Origin of the sequence: Streptomyces sp. NPDC037389, from assembly GCF_040636475.1 — a bacterium.
GTDB classification, from domain to species: domain Bacteria; phylum Actinomycetota; class Actinomycetes; order Streptomycetales; family Streptomycetaceae; genus Streptomyces; species Streptomyces hesseae.
In genome coordinates this window covers 370,801-389,897 of the sequence record NZ_JBEZUS010000003.1, presented here as the reverse complement: position 1 = coordinate 389,897, position 19,097 = coordinate 370,801, and the positions used below count along the sequence as shown (strand labels likewise).

The 19,097-nt window shown below is 72.3% G+C and carries 18 protein-coding genes; 11 read left to right on the top strand and 7 right to left on the bottom strand.

Features of this window, described 5'->3' with window-relative positions; all coding sequences use genetic code 11:
• Positions 1–124 precede the first annotated feature (124 nt).
• Both scy and mce read right to left on the bottom strand, forming a co-directional pair.
• Positions 125–5,197, bottom strand: a complete 5,073-nt coding sequence (gene scy, locus AB0E98_RS08495) for a polarized growth protein Scy (protein WP_361699995.1) — start codon at positions 5,195–5,197, stop codon at positions 125–127.
• A gap of 173 nt (positions 5,198–5,370) precedes the next feature.
• Positions 5,371–5,811 (bottom strand): methylmalonyl-CoA epimerase, encoded by a 441-nt coding sequence (mce, locus tag AB0E98_RS08490; RefSeq protein ID WP_361699993.1) that lies wholly within the window; start codon positions 5,809–5,811, stop codon positions 5,371–5,373.
• 152 nt (positions 5,812–5,963) lie between these two features.
• Between mce and AB0E98_RS08485 the strand changes: the two genes are divergently transcribed.
• Positions 5,964–7,181 (top strand): acetyl-CoA C-acetyltransferase, encoded by a 1,218-nt coding sequence (locus AB0E98_RS08485; RefSeq protein WP_361699990.1) that lies wholly within the window; start codon positions 5,964–5,966, stop codon positions 7,179–7,181.
• Between the two features lie 38 nt (positions 7,182–7,219).
• Positions 7,220–8,176, top strand: a complete 957-nt coding sequence (gene meaB / locus AB0E98_RS08480; RefSeq protein ID WP_311611967.1) for a methylmalonyl Co-A mutase-associated GTPase MeaB — start codon at positions 7,220–7,222, stop codon at positions 8,174–8,176.
• Positions 8,177–8,277: 101 nt separating this feature from the next.
• Here meaB and AB0E98_RS08475 read toward each other — a convergent pair whose 3' ends face one another.
• The 4 genes from AB0E98_RS08475 to AB0E98_RS08460 form a co-directional block, all read right to left on the bottom strand.
• On the bottom strand, positions 8,278–8,751 hold the full coding sequence (locus AB0E98_RS08475; protein WP_361699988.1) for a MarR family transcriptional regulator: 474 nt from the start codon (positions 8,749–8,751) through the stop codon (positions 8,278–8,280).
• Between the two features lie 106 nt (positions 8,752–8,857).
• Positions 8,858–9,625, bottom strand: coding sequence for an AIM24 family protein (locus AB0E98_RS08470; RefSeq protein WP_361699986.1), 768 nt, complete (start codon positions 9,623–9,625; stop codon positions 8,858–8,860).
• Positions 9,622–10,272: an AIM24 family protein gene (locus AB0E98_RS08465; protein ID WP_361699983.1), complete on the bottom strand. Its 651-nt coding sequence runs from the start codon at positions 10,270–10,272 to the stop codon at positions 9,622–9,624. The genes AB0E98_RS08470 and AB0E98_RS08465 overlap by 4 nt, the downstream gene beginning before the upstream one ends.
• Positions 10,272–10,910 (bottom strand): AIM24 family protein, encoded by a 639-nt coding sequence (locus tag AB0E98_RS08460; RefSeq protein ID WP_311611959.1) that lies wholly within the window; start codon positions 10,908–10,910, stop codon positions 10,272–10,274. The genes AB0E98_RS08465 and AB0E98_RS08460 overlap by 1 nt, the downstream gene beginning before the upstream one ends.
• Positions 10,911–11,080: 170 nt before the next feature.
• Here AB0E98_RS08460 and AB0E98_RS08455 point away from each other — a divergent pair, with 170 nt between their 5' ends.
• The 3 genes from AB0E98_RS08455 (at position 11,081) to AB0E98_RS08445 (ending at position 12,384) form a co-directional block, all read left to right on the top strand.
• Complete coding sequence (locus tag AB0E98_RS08455; protein ID WP_311611957.1) at positions 11,081–11,425, top strand: DUF3817 domain-containing protein; 345 nt, start codon at positions 11,081–11,083, stop codon at positions 11,423–11,425.
• Entirely contained in the window at positions 11,422–11,715 is a 294-nt protein-coding gene (locus AB0E98_RS08450) for an MTH1187 family thiamine-binding protein (protein WP_229348214.1), read from the top strand. Before AB0E98_RS08455 ends, AB0E98_RS08450 begins: the two co-directional genes overlap by 4 nt.
• Before the next feature lie 99 nt (positions 11,716–11,814).
• Entirely contained in the window at positions 11,815–12,384 is a 570-nt protein-coding gene (locus AB0E98_RS08445) for a Uma2 family endonuclease (RefSeq protein ID WP_361699980.1), read from the top strand.
• Positions 12,385–12,403: 19 nt separating this feature from the next.
• Here the strand turns inward: AB0E98_RS08445 and AB0E98_RS08440 are convergent, their stop codons facing one another.
• Positions 12,404–13,384 (bottom strand): DUF5937 family protein, encoded by a 981-nt coding sequence (locus tag AB0E98_RS08440; RefSeq protein WP_361699977.1) that lies wholly within the window; start codon positions 13,382–13,384, stop codon positions 12,404–12,406.
• Positions 13,385–13,455: 71 nt separating this feature from the next.
• Here AB0E98_RS08440 and AB0E98_RS08435 point away from each other — a divergent pair, with 71 nt between their 5' ends.
• The 6 genes from AB0E98_RS08435 (at position 13,456) to AB0E98_RS08410 (ending at position 18,900) form a co-directional block, all read left to right on the top strand.
• Positions 13,456–14,679 carry an MFS transporter gene (locus AB0E98_RS08435; protein WP_361699975.1) on the top strand — a complete coding sequence of 408 codons (1,224 nt, stop codon included), beginning with the start codon at positions 13,456–13,458 and terminating at the stop codon, positions 14,677–14,679.
• Between the two features lie 24 nt (positions 14,680–14,703).
• Entirely contained in the window at positions 14,704–15,042 is a 339-nt protein-coding gene (locus tag AB0E98_RS08430; protein ID WP_361699972.1) for a hypothetical protein, read from the top strand.
• A 94-nt stretch (positions 15,043–15,136) separates the two neighbouring features.
• Complete coding sequence (locus tag AB0E98_RS08425) at positions 15,137–15,688, top strand: MarR family transcriptional regulator (protein WP_361699969.1); 552 nt, start codon at positions 15,137–15,139, stop codon at positions 15,686–15,688.
• Positions 15,689–15,736: 48 nt separating this feature from the next.
• Positions 15,737–16,075, top strand: coding sequence for a DUF3817 domain-containing protein (locus AB0E98_RS08420; RefSeq protein ID WP_361699966.1), 339 nt, complete (start codon positions 15,737–15,739; stop codon positions 16,073–16,075).
• A gap of 152 nt (positions 16,076–16,227) precedes the next feature.
• Entirely contained in the window at positions 16,228–17,928 is a 1,701-nt protein-coding gene (locus AB0E98_RS08415; RefSeq protein ID WP_361699963.1) for a methylmalonyl-CoA mutase family protein, read from the top strand.
• A gap of 330 nt (positions 17,929–18,258) precedes the next feature.
• Positions 18,259–18,900, top strand: coding sequence for a hypothetical protein (locus tag AB0E98_RS08410; RefSeq protein WP_361699961.1), 642 nt, complete (start codon positions 18,259–18,261; stop codon positions 18,898–18,900).
• Positions 18,901–19,097 lie beyond the last annotated feature (197 nt).

The window sequence follows — 19,097 nt, the reverse complement described above, 5'->3', positions numbered from 1 at the left end:
GGGGTTCCTGTCATTGGAGAACCGGTGAGGTGATAGAGGAATCCTAGGGGCGTGAGCGGCGTGTCATCCGGCAGATGGTTTAAGACAGTTGGGGAATCCGGAAAATGTCCCCTCGATTGAGTGGCTACTTTCGGTCCTGCTTGCCACCCGATCGAGTAGCTCCGGAACCGGCCGTCGCCTTCACCCCACTGTCCTTGGAGCCGCCCGCCCCCGGGGACTCAAATGATTCCAACGCCTCCAACACGTCCTGGACACGGGAAATCTCCGCCTGAATGTCCTCACGACGGCGGACGAGTACCTCCAACTCCCGCTTTCCTTCCTCCAGAAGGCGTGCGGCCTCCTCCTGAGCCTCGGTGCGCAGGCGGTCGGCCTCGCGTACGGCGGTGTTCCTCTTCTGCTCCGACTCCTTGATCAGCGCGTCCGCCTTCTTCACGGCGGTGATCCGCACCTTGCTGGCCTCGCTCTGGGCGTCCGAGAGCAGCTTCTCCGCCTTCTCCTCGGCGTTCGCCAGCTGCTCGGTGGCGGCGGCGACGAGCTTGTCGCAGCGCTCGCCCGCCGACTGCATCGCCTCGGCCGCCTCCCGGCGCGCCCGCTCGTGGAGCTTCTCGACCTCGCTCTCGATCCGGCCGCGCAGCTCGTCGGCACGGTCCCTTATGGCCGTGGCGTCGCCACGGGCCTCGGCGAGCATCGTGTTGGCGTCCGTACGGGCCTGCTCCACCAGCGCGTTGCCCTCGTTGGAGGCGTCCTGGACGATCCGGTCGGCCTCCTTGCGGGCCGCGCCGACCATGGCGTCCGCCTGCTCCTCGGCGGCGGTCGCCGACAGCACGGCCTCCTCCTGGGCCTTGGCGATCAGCGCGTCCGCCTGCTCGGCGGCGTCCGCGAGCCTCTTGGCCCCGGCGTCCCGCGCCTGGTCGACGGTCCGCTCGCCCTCGGCCCGCGCCTCCGCGCGCAGCCGCTCGGCCTCCTGGACCGCGTCCGCCTTGATCCGCGCGGAGTCCGCACGGGTGCTGTTGGCGTTCTCCTGGGCGGCCGCCAGCGCCTCGGCGGCCTCGCCGGCCATCAGCTCGGCCTCGGCCGTCGCCTCGGCGATCAGCTTGTCCGCCTGCTCGGCCGCCTCCGCCCGGCGGGTGCCCGCCGCCGCCCGGGCCTCGTCGGTGGTCCGGGTCGCCTCGGCGCGGGCGTTCTCCAGCGCCGCGTCGGCGTCGGCGCGCAGCCGGTCCGCCTCCGCGTTCGCCTCGGAGACGACGCGGTCGGCCTGCTCGACGGCCTCGGACAGATGCGCGTCGGCGGCCTCGCCGGCCTCCTCGACCGTACGGGCGGCCTCGGCGGCCATCTTCTCCGCCTCGGCCGTGGCCTGGGCGATCAGCTCGTCGGCCTGCTCGGCCGCCTCCGCCCGGCGGGCGTTCGCCGCCTCACGGGCCTTGTCCACGATCCGGTCGGCGTCGTCCTGCGCGGAGGACGTCAGCTCGGCCGCCTCGTTGACGATCCGCTCCGCCTCCGCCCGGCCCTCGCCGCGGATCTTGTTCGCGTCCTCGCGGGCCTCGGCGCGCGTCCGGGCCGCGTCCTGCTCCGCCGACGCCAGGGCGTCGGAGGCGTCGGTACGCATCTGCTGCGCCTTCGCGGACGCGTCCGCGACCAGCCGCTCGGCCTCCGCCGTCGCCTTGGCGACCACGGCGTCCGCCTGCTCGTCCGCCTTGGCCTTCTTCTCGGCCGCGGCGGCCCGCAGCCGCTCCGCGTCCGCCGAAGCCCCGGCCCGCTCGGCGTCGGCGGCCTCCCGGGCCTCCTCGACCGTCCGCGTGGCCTCGTCCGCCAGCTTCTCCGCCTCCGCGACGGCCTCGGAGATCAGCTCGTCGGCCTGGAGCGCGGCCTCCGCCCGGCGGGCGTTCGCGGCCTCCCGGGCCTCGTCGACCGTCCGCGCCGCCTCGGCGCGCAGCCGGTCGGCGTCGGCCTCGGCCTCGGCGCGGTGGGCGTCCGCCGCCTCCCGCGCCCGCTCCTCGAAACGGGCCGCCTCCGCGCGCGCCGCCTCGACCATCTCGGCGGCCTCGGCGATCAGCCGGTCCGCGTCCGCCGCCGCCTCGGCCCGGTGGGTCTCCGCGGCCTTGCGGGCCTCCTCGACCGTACGGGCGGCCTCGGCGGCCATCTTCTCCGCCTCGGCCGTGGCCTCGGCGATCAGCTTGTCCGCCTGCCCGGCGGCCTCGGCACGGCGCTTGTTGGCCGCTTCCCGGGCCTCGTCGACGGTACGGGCGGCCTCGGCGCGCAGCCGGTCGGCGTCGGCCTCGGCCTCCGCGCGGTGGGCGTCCGCCGCCTCCCGCGCCCGCTCCTCGAAACGGACGGCGTCGGCCTTCGCGGTCTCGGTCAGCTCCGCGGCCTCGGCGACGATCTTCTCGGCCTCGGCGGTCGCCTCGGAGATCAGCTCGTCGGCCTGGAGGGCCGCCTCGGTACGCCGGGCGTTCGCAGCCTCACGCGCCTCGTCCAGGGCGCGCGTGGCCTCCGTGGCCATCTTCTCCGCCTCGGCCGTGGCCTCGGCGATCAGCTCGTCCGCCTGCCCGGCGGCCTCGGCGCGCCGCTTGTTCGCGGCCTCCCGGGCCTCGTCCAGGGCCCGCGACGCCTCGGCCGACAGCCGCTCGGCCTCGGCCCGCACCTCGTCCGCGGCGGCCTTGGCCTCGCTCCGCGTCCGGGCCGCGTCCTCGTCCGCGCGCTCCCGCTCGGCGTAGGCGTCGGCACGGACCCGGTCCGCCTCGATCTGGGCGTCGGTGACGGTCCGTTCGGCGTTGTGCTCGGCCGCCGAACGCAGCCCGGCGATCTCCTCCTCGGCCTGCTCGTGCAGCCCGGCCACGGACTCCCGCACCTGCTGGGCGGTCTGCTCGGCGGCGGCCACGAGCTCAGCTGCCCGCGCCTCCGCCTCCTCGACCAGGCGCCGGCCCTCCTCCTGCGCCTCGGCGACCCGCTTGCGCGCCGAAGCCAGCAGCTCCTCGCTCTGCTCGTGCGCCGCCTCGCGCTCGGTCCGCGCCTCCGTACGGGCGTCACCGAGCAGTTCCTCGGCCTCCCGGCGTCGCCGGGCGGCCTCCTCCTGCGCGGCGGCCAGCGCCTCGGCGGCCTCCGCGGCCGTCCGCTCGGCCGCGGCGTTCGCCTCGCCGCGCAGCCGGTCGGCGGCCTCCTGCGCCTCCGTGCGCAGCCGCTCCGCCTCGGCCTCGGCCTCCTCGCGCAGCCGCGCGCCGGCGGCCTCGCCCTCGGCGCGGGTCTCCGCCGCCTCGGCCGTCGCCTCGCCGCGCAGCCGCTCGGCGTCGGCCTCGGCCTGCGCGGTGACCGTACGCACCCGCTCCGCGGCCTCCGTACGCTGCCGCTCGGTCTCCTCCGCGGCCTCGCGGCGCAGCTTCTCCGCCTCCGCGCGCGCCTCGCGCAGGGCGGTCTCCGCCGCCTCCACCCGCTGCTCGGCCTCGCTCCGCAGCCGCTCCAGCTCGCCGGCGGCCTCCTCGGCCCGTGCCTGGGCCGCGCGCTCGGCCTCCTCGCGCGTCGCCTTCGCCGCCTCGGCGGCCTCGGAACGGACCCGCTCGGCGTGGTCCTCGGCCTCCTCGGCCATCTCCTCGGCCTCGGTACGGGCCCGCTCCAGGGTCTCCTCGGCCTGCTTGCGCAGGGTCGCGGCGCGCTCGGCCGTCTCCGCCCGCGTCTTCTCGCTCTCGGCGGTCGCGCCGCTCCGGGTCTCCTCGGCGTCCGCCTTGGCCTTGCCCAGCAGCTCCTCGGCCGTCTTCGCGGCCTCCTCGATCTGCTGGAGCGCCTCCCGGCGCGCCTCGCCGCGGATGCGCTCGCCCTCGGCGACCGCGTCGGCCCGCAGCTGCTCGGCCTCGGCCCGCAGCCGGCGCGCCTCCTCCTGGAGCTCGGCCGTCTTCGCGCGGTACTCGGCGGTGTCGTCCTTCGCCTCGCCCTTGAGCTGCTCGGCCGTGTCGGCCGCCTGGGCCCGCAGCCGCTCGGCCTCGGCCTCGGCCTCCTTGCGGATGCGCTCGGCCTCGGCGGCCGCGGCCTTCGTCGCCGCCTGGGCGTCCTCCGTGGCCTTGGCCAGCACCTCCTCGGCCGTCCGGGCGGCCTTGGCCAGCGCGGCGGCGGAGTCCTCGGCGACGGCGCTGCGCGCCTCCGCGGCCGCCTCCGTACGCATCCGCTCCGCCTCGGCGACCGCGTCGGCCCGCAGCTGCTCGGCCTCGGCCCGCAGCGCCTCCGACTCCTTCGTCGCCTCGCTCACCAGCCGGGCGATCTCCGCCCGCGCCGTGCGCGTGCGCTGCTCGTTGTCCGACTCGGCGGCGGACAGCCGCCGGGCCGCGGCCTCCTTCGCCTCCGTGACGAGCTTCTCGGCCTCGGCCCGCGCCTCGCGCAGGGCCGTGTCGGCCTCCTGCACCCGCGCCTCGGCGGTGCGCGTCAGCTCGGCCGCGGAGCTCCGGGCCTGGTCGCTCTCGGCCGTCGTGGCCGTACGCACCTGCTCGGCGTGGGCGGTGGCTTCCTGCGCCTGCGTGGAGGCGGCCGTCAGCAGCCGCTCGGCGTCCGTGCGCGCCCGGCGCAGGATCGCTTCCGCTTCCGCACGGGCCTCCTCGGCGGCCGCCCCGAGCCGGCCGCTGGCCTGCTCGGTCAGCCGCTGGGCCTCGGTGCGCGCGGCGGTCAGCGAGGCCTCCGCCTCGGCCCGGGACTCGTCCAGCAGCCGACGGGCCTGCGCCTCGGTACGGGCCCGTAGCTGCTCGGCCCAGGCCACGTTCTCGTTGACGTGCGACTCGACGGTGCGCCGACGGTCGTTCAGCTCCTCGTCCAGGCGCTGACGGCGGGCCACCGCCTCGGCGTGGAGCTCCGCCTCCATCCGGGCCTGCCGCTCGGCCTGCTCCTGGAGCAGCCGCTGCGTCTGCGCCCGCGCCTCGCGCACCTCGCGCTCGGCGTCGCTGCGCAGCTGCTCGGCCTGAACCTGGGCGTTGCGGAGCAACTGCTCGGCCTGGTAGCCGATGTCCGCCGAGTCATAGGCGGGACGGTGGGCGAGATTGCGGCGCGCCTCGTGAAGCTTGGCGCGCAGAACCTCGACCTGGTAGCCGAGGTCGTCGGCGTGCTGGACCGCCTTCTCCCGCTCCGTCGTCAGCCGCTTCATCTCGGCCTCGAACTTCGAGAGGTGGTCGGCTTCCTCCAGCTGACTCTCCTGGCGCTCGTAGCCCCGCACAGCGCGGTCCATCCGTCCCCTGTGTCGCGTCGGCGGCCGGCCCCGTACTGCGTCGGTGGTGAACCCGGAGCCCGCCCTTCCGAAGAAATGGTGTCAGATCATCGGTACAGCCCGGCCCGGACCCATGGGCGGACCCATGAGAGCCCCGGCCGAACCTGCACTCTACCGGCCGGGGCAGGGGAGGGTCAGTGGTCCTTCGTCGCGGGAGGCGCCGAGGTGACCAGTTCGGTCAGCACCCCGTGACAGTCCTTGGGGTGGAGGAAGGTGATGCGGGAACCCATCGATCCGGTTCGCGGCTGGTCGTAGAGGACCCTTACGCCTTTGTCCTTGACGGCGGCCGCGTCGGCGTCCACGTCGGCGGTGCCGAACGCGATGTGGTGGACGCCTTCGCCGTTCTTCGCGAGCCACTTGCCGACGGGGGAGTCCTCCCGGGTGGCCTCCAGGAGCTGGAGGTAGGAGGCGCCGCCGTCCGACGTACCGTTGATTTTGAGCATCGCCTCGCGGACGCCCTGCTCCTCGTTGACCTCGGTGTGGAACACCTCGAAGCCGTACGTGGCACGGTAGAACTCGACAGTCTTGTCGAGGTCGAAGCAGGCGATCCCGATGTGGTCGATTCGCGTCAGCATGCGTACCAGTGCACCGCCGCGCGCGCGGTTACGCAACGTGCGCGCGATCACACCTTCCGCCGGGTGACCGGGTGCAGTACCGCTCAGTACATTGACGGGAACCGACGAGAACCGTCGTTAACATCCCTCTCCGCTCGAAGGGGCAGCGCCCAATGTCTGGTGCGAACGGAAAAACCGGTACGACCTCCGTCATCGTGGCGGGCGCCCGCACGCCGATGGGCCGCCTGCTGGGCTCGCTGCGCAGCTTCACCGGCGCCGAACTGGGCGCCGTGGCCATCAAGGCCGCCCTGGACCGGGCCGGGATAGGGGGTGACCAGGTCCAGTACGTGATCATGGGCCAGGTGCTCCAGGCCGGCGCGGGCCAGATCCCCGCCCGCCAGGCCGCCGTCAAGGCCGGCATCCCCATGTCCGTCCCGGCGCTCACCATCAACAAGGTCTGCCTCTCCGGGCTCGACGCCATCGCCCTGGCCGACCAGCTCATCCGCGCGGGCGAGTTCGACGTCGTCGTGGCCGGCGGCCAGGAGTCCATGACCAACGCCCCGCACCTGCTCCCCAAGTCCCGCGAGGGCTACAAGTACGGCGCGGTCGAGATGCTCGACGTCATGGCCCACGACGGGCTGACGGACTCCTTCGAGGGCATCGCCATGGGCGAGTCCACCGAGAAGCACAACACCCGCCTGGGCATCCGCCGCCCCGAGCAGGACGAGATCGCCGCCCTCTCCCACCAGCGCGCCGCCGCCGCCCAGAAGAACGGCCTCTTCGACGCCGAGATCACCCCCGTGGAGATCCCCCAGCGCAAGGGCGACCCGGTCCTCTTCAACAAGGACGAGGGCATCCGCGCCGAGACCACCGTGGAGTCGCTGGGCAAGCTGCGCCCCGCGTTCGCCAAGGACGGCACGATCACGGCGGGTACGGCCTCGCAGATCTCCGACGGCGCCGCCGCCGTGGTCGTGATGAGCAAGGCCAAGGCCGAGGAGCTGGGCCTCCACTGGATCGCCGAGATCGGCGCCCATGGCAATGTCGCCGGCCCCGACAACTCCCTCCAGTCCCAGCCGTCCAACGCCATCCGGCACGCCCTGCGCAAGGAGGGCATCGGCGTCGACGACCTCGACCTGATCGAGATCAACGAGGCCTTCGCGGCGGTCTCCGTGCAGTCCATGAAGGATCTGGGCGTATCCCCTGAAAAGGTGAACGTCAACGGCGGAGCGATCGCGCTCGGCCACCCCATCGGCATGTCCGGCGCCCGGATCGTGCTCCACCTCGCGCTGGAGCTCAAGCGCCGGGGCGGTGGCGTGGGCGCCGCCGCGCTGTGCGGCGGCGGCGGTCAGGGCGACGCCCTGATCCTCCGGGTGCCGGGCAACAACAAGTGAGGTAGGCCCGAGGCAGGTCCCCCGAGGAGGGAGCCGTGATGGTGGACGTCCCCGCACTGGTCGAGCAGGCCCGGGAAGGGCGGCCGCGTGCCGTGGCCCGGCTGATCTCCCTGGTGGAGGGGGCGTCACCGCAGCTCCGCGAGGTCATGGCGGCGCTCGCCCCGCTGACCGGCGGCGCGTATGTGGTGGGCCTGACGGGCTCCCCGGGCGTCGGCAAGTCCACGTCGACGTCCGCGCTGGTGAGCGCGTACCGCCGGCAGGGCAGGCGGGTGGGCGTCCTGGCGGTGGACCCCTCCTCGCCGTTCTCCGGCGGCGCGCTGCTCGGCGACCGCGTCCGGATGTCCGAGCACGCCTCCGACCCCGGCGTCTACATCCGCTCCATGGCAACCCGCGGCCACCTGGGCGGCCTCGCCTGGGCCGCCCCGCAGGCCATCCGCGTCCTGGACGCGGCGGGGTGCGAGGTGATCCTGGTGGAGACGGTGGGCGTCGGCCAGTCGGAGGTGGAGATCGCCTCCCAGGCGGACACGTCGGTGGTGCTGCTCGCCCCCGGGATGGGCGACGGCATTCAGGCCGCCAAGGCCGGCATCCTCGAAATCGGCGACGTCTACGTGGTCAACAAGGCCGACCGCGACGGCGCCGACGCCACGGCCCGCGAGCTCAACCACATGCTGGGCCTGGGCGAGTCCCGCGCCCCCGGGGACTGGCGGCCCCCGATCGTGAAGACGGTCGCCGCGCGGAACGAGGGCACCGACGAGCTCGTCGAGGCGCTGGAGAAGCACCACGCGTGGATGGCGGAACGGGACGTTCTCACCGAGCGCCGCCTCCGCCGCGCGGCCCATGAGGTGGAGGCCATCGCTGTCACGGCGCTGCGCGAGCGCATCGGCGACCTGAGCGGCGACCGGCGCCTGGGCGCGCTCGCGGAGCGGGTCGTCGGCGGGGCGCTGGACCCGTACGCGGCGGCGGACGAACTGGTGGCGGGGCTGACGGCGGGCTGACTCCGCCTCCGCCAAGCCATGGCAGCGTGGGTCTCACGCTCTCCTCCTGGAGAGCGTGAGACCCACGCTGCCGGAACGGCCCGCTGACTACTTGCCGCGTGCTACTTGCCGCGCGTGCCGCGCAGGTGCTTGGCGACCGGGGCCAGGGAGTCGTGGAGCGCCTTGAGCTCCTCCGGCGAGAGCAGGTCGATGAAGTGCTCGCGCACCGACGCCACATGGTGCGGGGCGACCTCGCGCATGGTTTTCCAGCCGTGGTCGGTGAGGACCGCGAAGAGGCCCCGCCGGTCGGACTCGCAGTTGACGCGACGGACCAGGCCGGCGTTCTCCATGCGGGTGATCTGGTGGGACAGGCGGCTCTTCGACTGGAGCGTGGCGGTCGCGAGGTCGCTCATCCGCATCCGGTGGTCCTTCGACTCCGAGAGGTTGACCAGGATCTCGTAGTCGTTGTTGGTGAGGCCGAACGGCTGGAGGTCCCGTTCGAGCTGGTGCATCAGCAGTCGGCTCACGTACAGGTGGGCACGCCAGGCGGCCTGCTCCTCGTCGCTGAGCCAGCGGGTGCCGTTCTCGGTGTCCATAGAGGGAGTCTACCTAAGAAGTTGAAAGATTAACTAATGAAGGTACGGTGTGACGGGTGGTGCGGGAGGTCGTTTGTTCGACCCGTCACACTCCGCAGGGTACCGCTCACAGCCCGAAGCGGCGTTGGAGGTCGCCCAGCTGGCCCGGCAAACGCGGGGACATTGACTGATTCCCGGAGGTGCCATGGGGGATACCCGCCTCGTCGGGCGGTCCGTCGCCGGTGGCGATCTCGGCCATCAGCTGTTCGGTGGACTGGAGCAGCACCGTGCCCGAGCCGACGAACTCGAACTGGTGCTCCTCGCCGGACGCGCCGCCCAGCCCCGTCAGCCTCCGGACGCCGCCCATGACGCCCTTGAGGTACTGGTGGTCGTAGTGGTGACAGGGGGACGGGCAGTCGGCCCAGCCCACCAGGGCCTGTGGGTCGACGCGGATCGGGGGCTCGACGAAGACGACCGGGCCGTTGGACGCGGCCACGAACTTCCCCGTGCCGATCAGGGTGAGAAAGCCCGGGATGATCGACTGCTTGAGCGAGAGCGAGGGCTCGAAGGCCAGCAGATTGCCGGAGCGAACGGTGAGATTGCCGTCCTCGAGGTCGTAGGAGTTGACGTCGAAGGAGCGGTCCGCGAGCAGCATCTTGCCGTGGCCCTCGGCGACGACCCAGTCCGCCGCGTGGAGGGGGGAGTGGAAGCTGCCGGCGATCAGCCGGTCGAGGGGGCCGTGGCCGATGCCATGGAAGTTGATCTGCCCGTAGTAGGCGATCATCTTCCCCTTCTGGAGGAACCACTGCCCCTTGAGGTCGACGCTGAAGGTGTAGGAGTTGACGTTGTCGTTGCTCGGGAGAGTCGACGCGTCGTGGATGACGGGGCTGGTCACAGCTTCTCCTCCGACGCCTGGACGTACACCGTGCCCTGGCCCGACAGTTCGAGCCGGAAGGCCTCGCCGCTGCCGCGGCCGACGACCTCGCGCCAGCCGAGCGCGGCCGACAGCTTGTTGCGGACCTCGCCGCGGTGGGCGACATAGGCCTGCGGGTCGACGACGACCGGCCGCCCGCCGGTGATCGGCAGCTCGATGAAGCCGCCGTGGGCCATCACGGCGACCGCGCCGTGCCCCTTGAGGGTGGTGGTGAACAGGCCCTGCCCGGTCACCTGGCCGCGCACCATGCCCATCACGCCGCCCTGGGACCCCATGAACATCGTGCCCTGCTGAAGGGTGCCGTCGAAGGCGAGCAGCCGGTCGGCCTCGACGTAGAGGGTGTCGCCGGTGAGCTCGATGACGTGGACGTGGTGCCCGCCGTGGCCGAACATCACCGTGCCGCTGCCCTCCACGGACATCAGCGGCGTGGCCTCGTTGGCGATCCGGCGGCCGATCATCCCCATGACGCCGCCCTGGCCGCCGGTGATGCTGGGGGTGAAGGAGACGTCGCCCTTGTAGGCGAGCATCGCGCCGCGCTGGCTGAACAGCCGCTGCCCGGGGATCACCTGGGCCTCGACCATGCGTGAATTGAGAAGCCGGAAGGGCATCAGAGGTCACCCCCGACGGTGTTGCGCTCGCTGGGCTGGACGTAGACGAGCCCGTCGCCCTCGAAGCGGATCTGGAACGCCTCGCCGGAGCCCTCGCCGATGAAGGTGCGGAAATTGACGCCCGACTGGAAGTGCTGCTTGAGCCGGCCGGTGTGCGCGATGTACGCGCCCGGGTCGACCTGGAGGGGCATCTGCGGGGTCACGCGCAGCACGATCGCCGTGCCGTCGGAGAGGATCGCCGCCTGGCCCGTGCCCTCCACGGTGGTGGTGAACAGGCCGTTGCCCTGCGAGGCGCCGCGCAGACCGGTGAAGGTGGTGCCGGTACGGAGGGCGGAGTCGGTGCACAGGAGGTTGCTCGACTCGACGTAGAGGGTCTCCCCGCGCAGCGCGACGAGATTGATCTCGCTCGCCCGGTCGGCGAAGTAGCAGGTGCCGTGTCCTTTCACCTCCATCACTTCCATCTGTTCACCGGTGAGCCGGCGCGTGACCATGCCGCGCAGGCCGTCACCGCCACCCGTCATCTTCTTGAATGCCATCTCGCCCTCGTACGCGACCATCGAGCCGTTCTTGGCCTTGACCGCGTCCCCCGTCATGTCGACGGCGAGGACTTTGCTCCCGTGGAGCCGAAACTGAGCCACGCCCCGACGCTAGCGGGCGGACATACGGCTCCAACAGGCCCCAGGGCCCTCGGAACGCCCGGAACGGACCCCGAGCCATTGATCCGTTGCAGTACTGCGACAATGGAGCGGCTTGTGAACGCCATCACAAGCTGTGACCGTCCCGCCACTAGCGACCGAAGGTGTGCCCCGTGGACCTCAAGACCGCCTCCGCCCTGCGTCGGCTCCGCCTGGTATCGGTGCCGGAGGGTGTTTCCTTCCTTCTCCTGATGCTCTGCTCGGTGCTCAAGCGGACCACCGACTTCAACGCGGTGCCGGTGATGGGCGCCGTCCACGGCATCCTCTTCATCATCTACGTCGTCTTCTGGATCGACGCCTGGTCGCGCACCAAGTGGGAGCTGAAGACCGCCGCCCTCTACTTCGTCCTCTCCGTCCTGCCGACCGGCGGCTTCTTCGCCGACCGCATGCTCCGCCGCGAGGCCGAGGCCACGGTCATCGCCGCCCGCGCCCGCAAGGAAAGCGTGATCAACGCATGATCGTCGCCTTCTCCGTGACGCCGCTCGGCGTCGGCGAGGACGTCGGCGAATACGTCGCCGACGCCGTCCGCGTCGTCCGCGAGTCCGGACTGCCGAACCGTACGGACGCGATGTTCACCTCCGTCGAGGGCGAGTGGGACGAGGTCATGGACGTCGTCAAGCGCGCCGTCGCCGCGGTCGAGGCCCGCTGCGGCCGCGTCTCGCTCGTCCTCAAGGCCGACATCCGGCCGGGGGTTACGGACGGACTGACGTCGAAGGTGGAGACGGTGGAGCGGTACCTGTCGTCCTGACCGGCGGGTCCACCGAACCGTTGGACGCCCTTCCCCTTGCGGGGGAGGGCGTTTCTGTTTTCCGGGCCGGGCGGGTGTGCCGCCGGTACGGTCACCTCCGTGACTCTCGCCGACGCCGAACGTGGCATGACCCTGCTGCGCAGAGCGGCCGAGGCCGCTGAGGCGGCCACGGGCCCGCGGGCTGAGATCATCCACGGTGTCCTGGTGTTGGCGCCCAGGCTTACGGGCAAGCAAGCCGGAATCATCAACAATCTCTACGACCAGTTGCGACTGACGCTGCCTGAGCGGCTGAGGCTCTTCCAAGTCGCCTCGGTGCCCATGCCCGGCGATCCGGACGACTACACCACCCCGGACCTGCTCGTGTGCGACGCGGGCTTCGCGGACTCGGACGACTGGCTGGCTGATCCGGGCGACGTCGAGCTCGTGGTGGAGGTCGTGTCCAAGGGCAACAGCACCAAGGACACCCGAGAGCTGGTCGGCTGGTACGCCGACGCGGGGATTCCCGCCTACCTGCTCATCGATCCGCGCAATGGCAGCTGGACCCTCTGCACCCTGCCTCGGGACGGCGAGTTCCAGGCGAGGCGGCATGGCCTCTACGGCGAGGACGCCGAGCTGTCCGGTCTCGGGGTGAAGATCACCACGGAGGGCCTGGCGCGCTACGACAAGTGAGGCCGGGGCCCCGCAAGGCTCACCCCCCCAGCAGCGCCGTCCCCAGTGGCGTGCGTTCGTACAGCACGCGGTGGCCCTCGCGGCGGGAGGTCAGGAGGCCCGCGTCGCGGAGGACGCGGAGGTGGGACGAGACCGAGGAGAGGGCCAAGCCGTGGCGGTCGGCGAGGGCCGTGGTGGAGGAGGGCTCGTCGAGGGTGGTGAGGAGGGCGGCGCGGTTGGGGCCGAGGAGGCGGGTGAGGGCGTCGTCCGGGGCCGCCGGGGGCGGGGAGTGCCAGAGGCCGCCGATGCCGCGCGCCGGGTAGACCAGCGTCGCCTGCCACGGTGGGTCGAAGCCGCCGATCACCTCCGGCCAGGTGAAGACGCTGGGGACGAGCATCAGGCCCCGGCCGTCCAGCCGACGGCTGTGGTGGTCGCGCCGCTTGATCGTCAAGGTGTCGTCCGCCCAGGTCAGCGACGGGTGAAGGTCGGAGAAGAGGCGTTCCAGGCCGCCCTCGGCGAGGCGCCGCGCGTGGAAGGCGACGTCCGCGTCCAGCAGCGCGCGGAGCCTCGGCCAGTCCGGGGCGAGGACGGTGCGCCACGCCCGTTCCAGGGCCGCCGTCAGTTCGCGCACCGCGCCCGCCGGGTCGGCCAGCATCGTCCGGCCCCGCGTGGAGTCCGCCGCCCCCGGTGTGTCGGCCAGCGAGCGCGCGAGCTCCTCGCGCACCCGGGCCGGGTCGGTGGCCCGTACGCGCGCCAGCTCGTCCTCGAACGAGTCCAGCGGGCCGCTCGGCGGAGGGCACAGGAAATCGGGGTGGTAGCCCCGGTCCGGGACCACCAGGGACAGCCACGAGATGTCGAGCGACGCCAGCGGCTCCCGCATCCGCCGCAGCCACGGCAGGTGGTACACGTGCCGACGCGGCCGCAGCAGCGTGTAGAGGGCCTGATGGGTCTCCCACAGCGGGGAGACGCCGAACCGGCAGCGCAACAGGTCGTCCGCCTCGAAGCGCATGTGGAACGGCACGCCGTGTCCTTTCTTTCGGCTGAGGCCGAAAGACTAGAGGGGGCCGCAGTGCCCTGAGCACGCTGTTGGGCATGTCCACGACGTCCAGCGCTCCTCCGCGCTCCCCTTACCATGCGGTCTTCGCCGTCCCCGAGTTCCGCGCCGTCTTCGCCGCGCACACGCTGTCCCTGCTCGGCATCGTCGTCGGCGAGATCGCGCTGTCCGTCCTCGTGTACCGGATGACCGGCTCGCCGCTGCTCAGCGCGCTCACGTTCGCGCTCGGGTTCCTGCCGTACGTCCTCGGCGGCACCCTGCTGGCCGGGATCGCCGACCGGCGTCCCGCCCGTCGCGTCCTCGTCACCTGCGATCTGCTGTGCGCCGCCGGTGCCGTCGCCATGGCGCTGCCCGGCACACCCGTGGCCGCGCTGCTCGCCCTGCGGTGCCTCAACGCCGCCGTCGCGCCCGTCTTCGCCGGGACGCGGGCCGCGACGCTCGGCGACATCCTCGGCGAGGGCGACCTCTTCGTCCTGGGACGTTCGCTGCTGCGCGTCGTCGCGCAGGGCGCCCAGCTCGTCGGCTTCGCGGCCGGCGGAGTGCTGCTGACGGTCGTCGCGCCCCGGACCGCGCTCGTCGCCACGGCCATCGGCTTCCTCGCCTCGGCCGCGCTGCTGCGCCTCGGCACCCGGCGGCGCCCCGCCCGTTCCGCCCGTTCCGGCGCGGGCGGAGGCGGGTTGATGACGGCCTCCCTGGCCGGGATACGCGAGCTGTTCGCGCACCGCCGGATACGCGCCCTGATCCTGCTCTCCTGGATCCCCCCGTTCTTCCTCGTCACCCCCGAGTCCCTCGCCGCGCCCTACGCGCACGACCTCGGCGCCGGAGCCACGGCCACCGGGCTGCTGCTCTGCGCCATGCCGGTCGGCGCCATCACCGGCGAGGTGCTCGCCGGGGCCCTGCTCCGGCCGCGCACGCGGGAGGGGATCGCGCTGCCGCTGGCGGCCGCGATGCTCCTGCCGTTCCTGCTGTACGCGCTGCGGCCCTCGCTCGGCTGGTCGCTGCTGCTGGCGGCGGTGGCCGGGGCGGGCACGGCGTACACGCTGGGCGCGGACCAGTGGTTCATCGCCGCCGTGCCCGAGGAACTGCGCGGCCGCGCCATGACGGTGCTGTCGGCCGGGACGATGACCGTCCAGGGCCTCGGCATGGCCCTGGCGGGCGCGGCGGCCGAGTTCGCGCCCGTGCACATGGTGGTCGCCGGGTCCGGGCTCGTCGGGACGGTGGCCGTCACGGCGGTCGTCCGCCAGGTCGTACGATCTCGCTGATCAAGAACGAACGAGGGGGACCGGGTGTTCGGCAGGAACAAGGACAAGACCACGGCCACGGATCTCGGCGTCGTCGTGCTGCGCGACTCGCAGGCCGTGGCCGACGCCGTGCGCGAGGCGCTGGAGACGGCGGGCGAGGCCGAGCGGCCGGGCTTGGAGCGGGCCGCCGGGCTGATCGCGCTCCACGCCGCCCGCCCCGAGCGCGAGATCCGGGCCGAGTGGACGCGCGGCATCCTCGCCGCGGCCGGCGTGGACCCCCGGGAGCAGGAGGTCCACGCGGTACGGGCGTTGCGCCGGGCCGAGCCCGGGCTGAGCCTGAAGTCGGCGGTGCAGCTGGTGCGCGAGGCGGTGGACGCGGCGTAACGCGCGACCTGCGTGCCGGCCCGGTTCTGACCGGGGATGTCCGGAATCCGGAACAGGCCCGGCCGGGGCGGGGCCGACGGGTACGCTCGATGCCGTGCCGAAGCCGCTCAGCCTCCCCTTCGATCCCATCGCCCGCGCCGACGAGCTCTGGAAGCGGCGCTGGGGGTCCGTGCCGTCCATGGCCGCGATCACCTCGATCATGCGGGCCCACCAGATCCTGCTGGGCCAGGTCGACGGGGTCGTCAAGCCGTACGGGCTGACCTTCGCGCGCTACGAGGCACTGGTGCTGCTGACCTTCTCCAAGGCGGGCGAGCTGCCGATGTCGAAGATCGGCGAGCGGCTGATGGTCCACCCGACGTCGGTCACCAACACCGTGGACCGGCTGGTCACGGCCGGTCTCGTGGACAAGCGCCCCAATCCCAACGACGGCCGGGGCACGCTCGCCTCGATCACCGACAAGGGCCGCGAGGTCGTCGACGCGGCCACCCGGGACCTGATGGCGATGGACTTCGGGCTCGGCGCGTACGACGCCGAGGAGTGCGCGGAGATCTTCCGGGTGTTGCGGCCGCTGCGGGTGGCGGCGGACGACTTCACGGACGAGTTCACGGGGGAGGGCGGCGACGTCGCCGCCGACGAGAACGCGTAGGGCGGGGCGGCGAAGATCGCCCCGGAACATACCGTTACGCTCGCCTGCATGAAGAAGAGCGTGCTGACCCGCTACCGCGTGATGGCGTACGTCACCGGTGTCCTCCTGGTCCTCCTGACGATCGGCGTCATTGCCAAGTACCTGCTGGACATGGACGGCGCCGCGGGCCCGACCCGGGTCGTGGCCATCGCGCACGGCTGGCTGTACGTCCTCTACCTCGTCTTCGCCTTCGACATGGGCTCCAAGGCCCGCTGGCCGTTCGGCAAGCTGGTGTGGGTGCTGATCGCCGGCACCATCCCGGGTGCCGCGTTCGTGGTCGAGCGCAAGGTCTCCCGCGAGCTGGAGCCGGTCGTCACGGACGAGGCGGACGGTCCCGTACGGGCCTGACGCCACCGCCCCCACTGCTCGGCACCTCGGCGCGCCCCGGACACGTCCCTTGTGTCCGGGGCGTTCTTGCGCGAGAATTTACTAGGACGTCCTACTAAATTTTCGCTCGACGACGCCCGGAAGCGGCGCTCGGAAAGGCGGCGGAGGCCACCATGGACGCAAGTGCGATCGAGGAGGGGCGCCGCCGCTGGCAGGCCCGGTTCGACGCGGCCCACAAGCGCGACGCCGACTTCACCACCCTCTCCGGCGCGGCGGTCGCCCCCGTCTACGGCCCCCGCCCCGGCGACGCCTACGAGGGCTTCGAGCGGATCGGCTGGCCCGGCGAGTACCCCTTCACCCGCGGCCTGTACGCCTCCGGCTACCGCGGCCGCACCTGGACCATCCGCCAGTTCGCCGGCTTCGGCAACGCCGAGCAGACCAACGAGCGCTACAGGACGATCCTCGCCAACGGCGGCGGCGGGCTGAGCGTGGCCTTCGACATGCCCACCCTCATGGGCCGTGACTCCGACGACGGCCGCTCCCTCGGCGAGGTCGGCCACTGCGGCGTCGCGATCGACTCCGCCGCCGACATGGAGATCCTCTTCAAGGGCATCCCCCTGGGCGACGTCACCACGTCGATGACCATCAGCGGCCCCGCCGTCCCCGTCTTCTGCATGTACCTCGTCGCCGCCGAGCGCCAGGGTGTCGACCCCGGTGTCCTCAACGGCACGCTCCAGACCGACATCTTCAAGGAGTACATCGCCCAGAAGGAGTGGCTCTTCCCGCCCGAGCCCCATCTGCGCCTGATCGGCGACCTGATGGAGCACTGCGCCCGCGCCATTCCCGCCTACAAGCCGCTGTCCGTCTCCGGCTATCACATCCGCGAGGCCGGGGCCACGGCGGCGCAGGAGCTCGCCTACACCCTCGCCGACGGCTTCGGCTATGTCGAGCTGGGGCTGAGCCGCGGCCTCGACGTCGACGCCTTCGCCCCCGGCCTGTCCTTCTTCTTCGACGCCCACGTCGACTTCTTCGAGGAGATCGCCAAGTTCCGCGCGGCGCGCAGGATCTGGGCCCGCCGGCTGAAGGAGGTCCACGGCGCGCGCACCGAGAAGGCCCAGTGGCTGCGCTTCCACACCCAGACCGCCGGCGTCTCCCTCACCGCCCAGCAGCCGTACAACAACGTCGTACGGACGGCCGTCGAGGCCCTGGCCGCCGTGCTCGGCGGCACCAACTCCCTCCACACCAACGCCCTGGACGAGACCCTGGCCCTCCCCAGCGAGCAGGCCGCCGAGATCGCCCTGCGCACCCAGCAGGTGCTGATGGAGGAGACGGGCGTCGCCAACGTGGCCGACCCGCTGGGCGGTTCGTGGTACGTCGAGCAGCTCACCGACCGCATCGAGGCCGACGCCGAGGAGATCTTCGAGCGGATCGAGGAGCGCGGCCTGCTCTCCCACCCCGACGGCCGGCACCCCATCGGCCCCATGACCTCCGGCATCCTGCGCGGCATCGAGGACGGCTGGTTCACCGGCGAGATCGCCGAGAGCGCCTTCCGCCACCAGCAGGCCCTGGAGAAGGGCGCCAAGCGCGTCGTGGGCGTCAACTGCCACCACGGCTCGGTCACCGGCGACCTGGAGATCCTTCGGGTGAGTCACGAGGTGGAGCGCGAGCAGGTGCGCGTCCTGACCGACCGCAGGGCGCGCCGCGACGACGCCCGCGTCCGCGGCTGTCTGGAGACGATGGTGGCCGCCGCGCGCGACGGCTCCAACATGATCGCCCCCATGCTGGAGGCCGTTCGTGCCGAGGCCACGCTGGGGGAGATCTGCGACGCGCTGCGGGCCGAGTGGGGGACGTACACGGAACCGGCGGGTTTCTGAATTCCCGGAGTTATGTGTTCCGGTGTTTTGGTGTGGGTGAACGCGGGTAACTGCCGTGGCCAGGGGTGCAGTTGGTGTCCTTGACGTCGAAAGTTCCTTCGTATACCTTGCCTAAGGCATAGGCCAAGGAGCGATGTTCATATCGCGCCGGCCTTTCGATCGTTCTCGCATCGCCGAAATGCCCGGTACCGGAATGCGGAATATCCGAATCCGGCCGGGGTCCCGTAAGGAATACCCGCGCGACAGCGCGGCGCTCCATCATGCTCCCTTCCGGCCGGCGAAAAGCCCGGCCGGGATGCTCTGATGAGTTTTCCAGGAGGATCGGGCACCATGCGAAAGAGATACCTCGGCGCGGCAGGGGCCGCAGCGGCCGCCACCGGAATAGCCCTGGCGGCGGTCCTGTCGACCTCCGGCACGGCCATGGCGACCACGACCGTCGAGCTCAACGAGACCTGCCAGGCGAAGGAGCCGCTCTCGGGCGACCCCTTCGTCATCTCCACCACGTTCGCCGGCTCGGCGCCGGCCACCACGACCGCGGGAGCCGTCGTCACCGGCACGGGCCTGGCCCAGCCGTGGACCGTCCCCTCGGACATCGCCCACGCCCCGGTGAAGGAGGTGCGGGACTTCGCGATCAAGCTCTCGGTGTCCAACGCCACCGTGCTCAACGCCACGCTCTCCGGCGGCGCCAACCTCGGTTCCGGCACGCCGACCGTGACGCGGTCCGGCAGCACCGTCACCGTCAACATCCCCGGCCCGCTGACGCCGGGCAGCATCGTGCAGCTCCCCGCGATCAACTTCACCATGAAGGCGGGCGCCGGCGGCACGATCAAGACCAGCCTGGCCGGCACCGGCTACGACGACCCGGGCATCACGGTGACCGGCATCGTCAACCAGGCCGGCGGTGACCTCACCGGCCCCGCGACCTGCTACGCGCAGTCCGGCGCCGCGCTCACCAGCACCGTCATCCGCTGACGGCCGTCACCCGAAGCGAGCGCGGCGGAGCCGCAGTCACCGGCTCCGCCGCGCCCGGCCCAGAATATCGCCGGCCACCCGGCCCCGTTCTCCGGCGCACGGGCGGCTCCCCGGAGCCCGGAAATCCTCGACGCCCGGAATCCTCGGCGTGCCGGAATCTCATACGTGTGTGAAGCCCTTCGACGGGCTGTGCCGTA

What these genes read in the sequence shown, in the direction of transcription:
- meaB (WP_311611967.1), top strand. Translation starts at nt 7,220, where the DNA reads ATGGTGGACGTCCCCGCACTGGTCGAGCAGGCCCGGGAAGGGCGGCCG.
- mce (WP_361699993.1), bottom strand. Translation starts at nt 5,811, where the DNA reads ATGCTGACGCGAATCGACCACATCGGGATCGCCTGCTTCGACCTCGAC.
- AB0E98_RS08435 (WP_361699975.1), top strand. Translation starts at nt 13,456, where the DNA reads ATGTCCACGACGTCCAGCGCTCCTCCGCGCTCCCCTTACCATGCGGTC.
- AB0E98_RS08410 (WP_361699961.1), top strand. Translation starts at nt 18,259, where the DNA reads ATGCGAAAGAGATACCTCGGCGCGGCAGGGGCCGCAGCGGCCGCCACC.
- AB0E98_RS08420 (WP_361699966.1), top strand. Translation starts at nt 15,737, where the DNA reads ATGAAGAAGAGCGTGCTGACCCGCTACCGCGTGATGGCGTACGTCACC.
- scy (WP_361699995.1), bottom strand. Translation starts at nt 5,197, where the DNA reads ATGGACCGCGCTGTGCGGGGCTACGAGCGCCAGGAGAGTCAGCTGGAG.
- AB0E98_RS08450 (WP_229348214.1), top strand. Translation starts at nt 11,422, where the DNA reads ATGATCGTCGCCTTCTCCGTGACGCCGCTCGGCGTCGGCGAGGACGTC.
- AB0E98_RS08415 (WP_361699963.1), top strand. Translation starts at nt 16,228, where the DNA reads ATGGACGCAAGTGCGATCGAGGAGGGGCGCCGCCGCTGGCAGGCCCGG.
- AB0E98_RS08475 (WP_361699988.1), bottom strand. Translation starts at nt 8,751, where the DNA reads ATGGACACCGAGAACGGCACCCGCTGGCTCAGCGACGAGGAGCAGGCC.
- AB0E98_RS08465 (WP_361699983.1), bottom strand. Translation starts at nt 10,272, where the DNA reads ATGCCCTTCCGGCTTCTCAATTCACGCATGGTCGAGGCCCAGGTGATC.
- AB0E98_RS08485 (WP_361699990.1), top strand. Translation starts at nt 5,964, where the DNA reads ATGTCTGGTGCGAACGGAAAAACCGGTACGACCTCCGTCATCGTGGCG.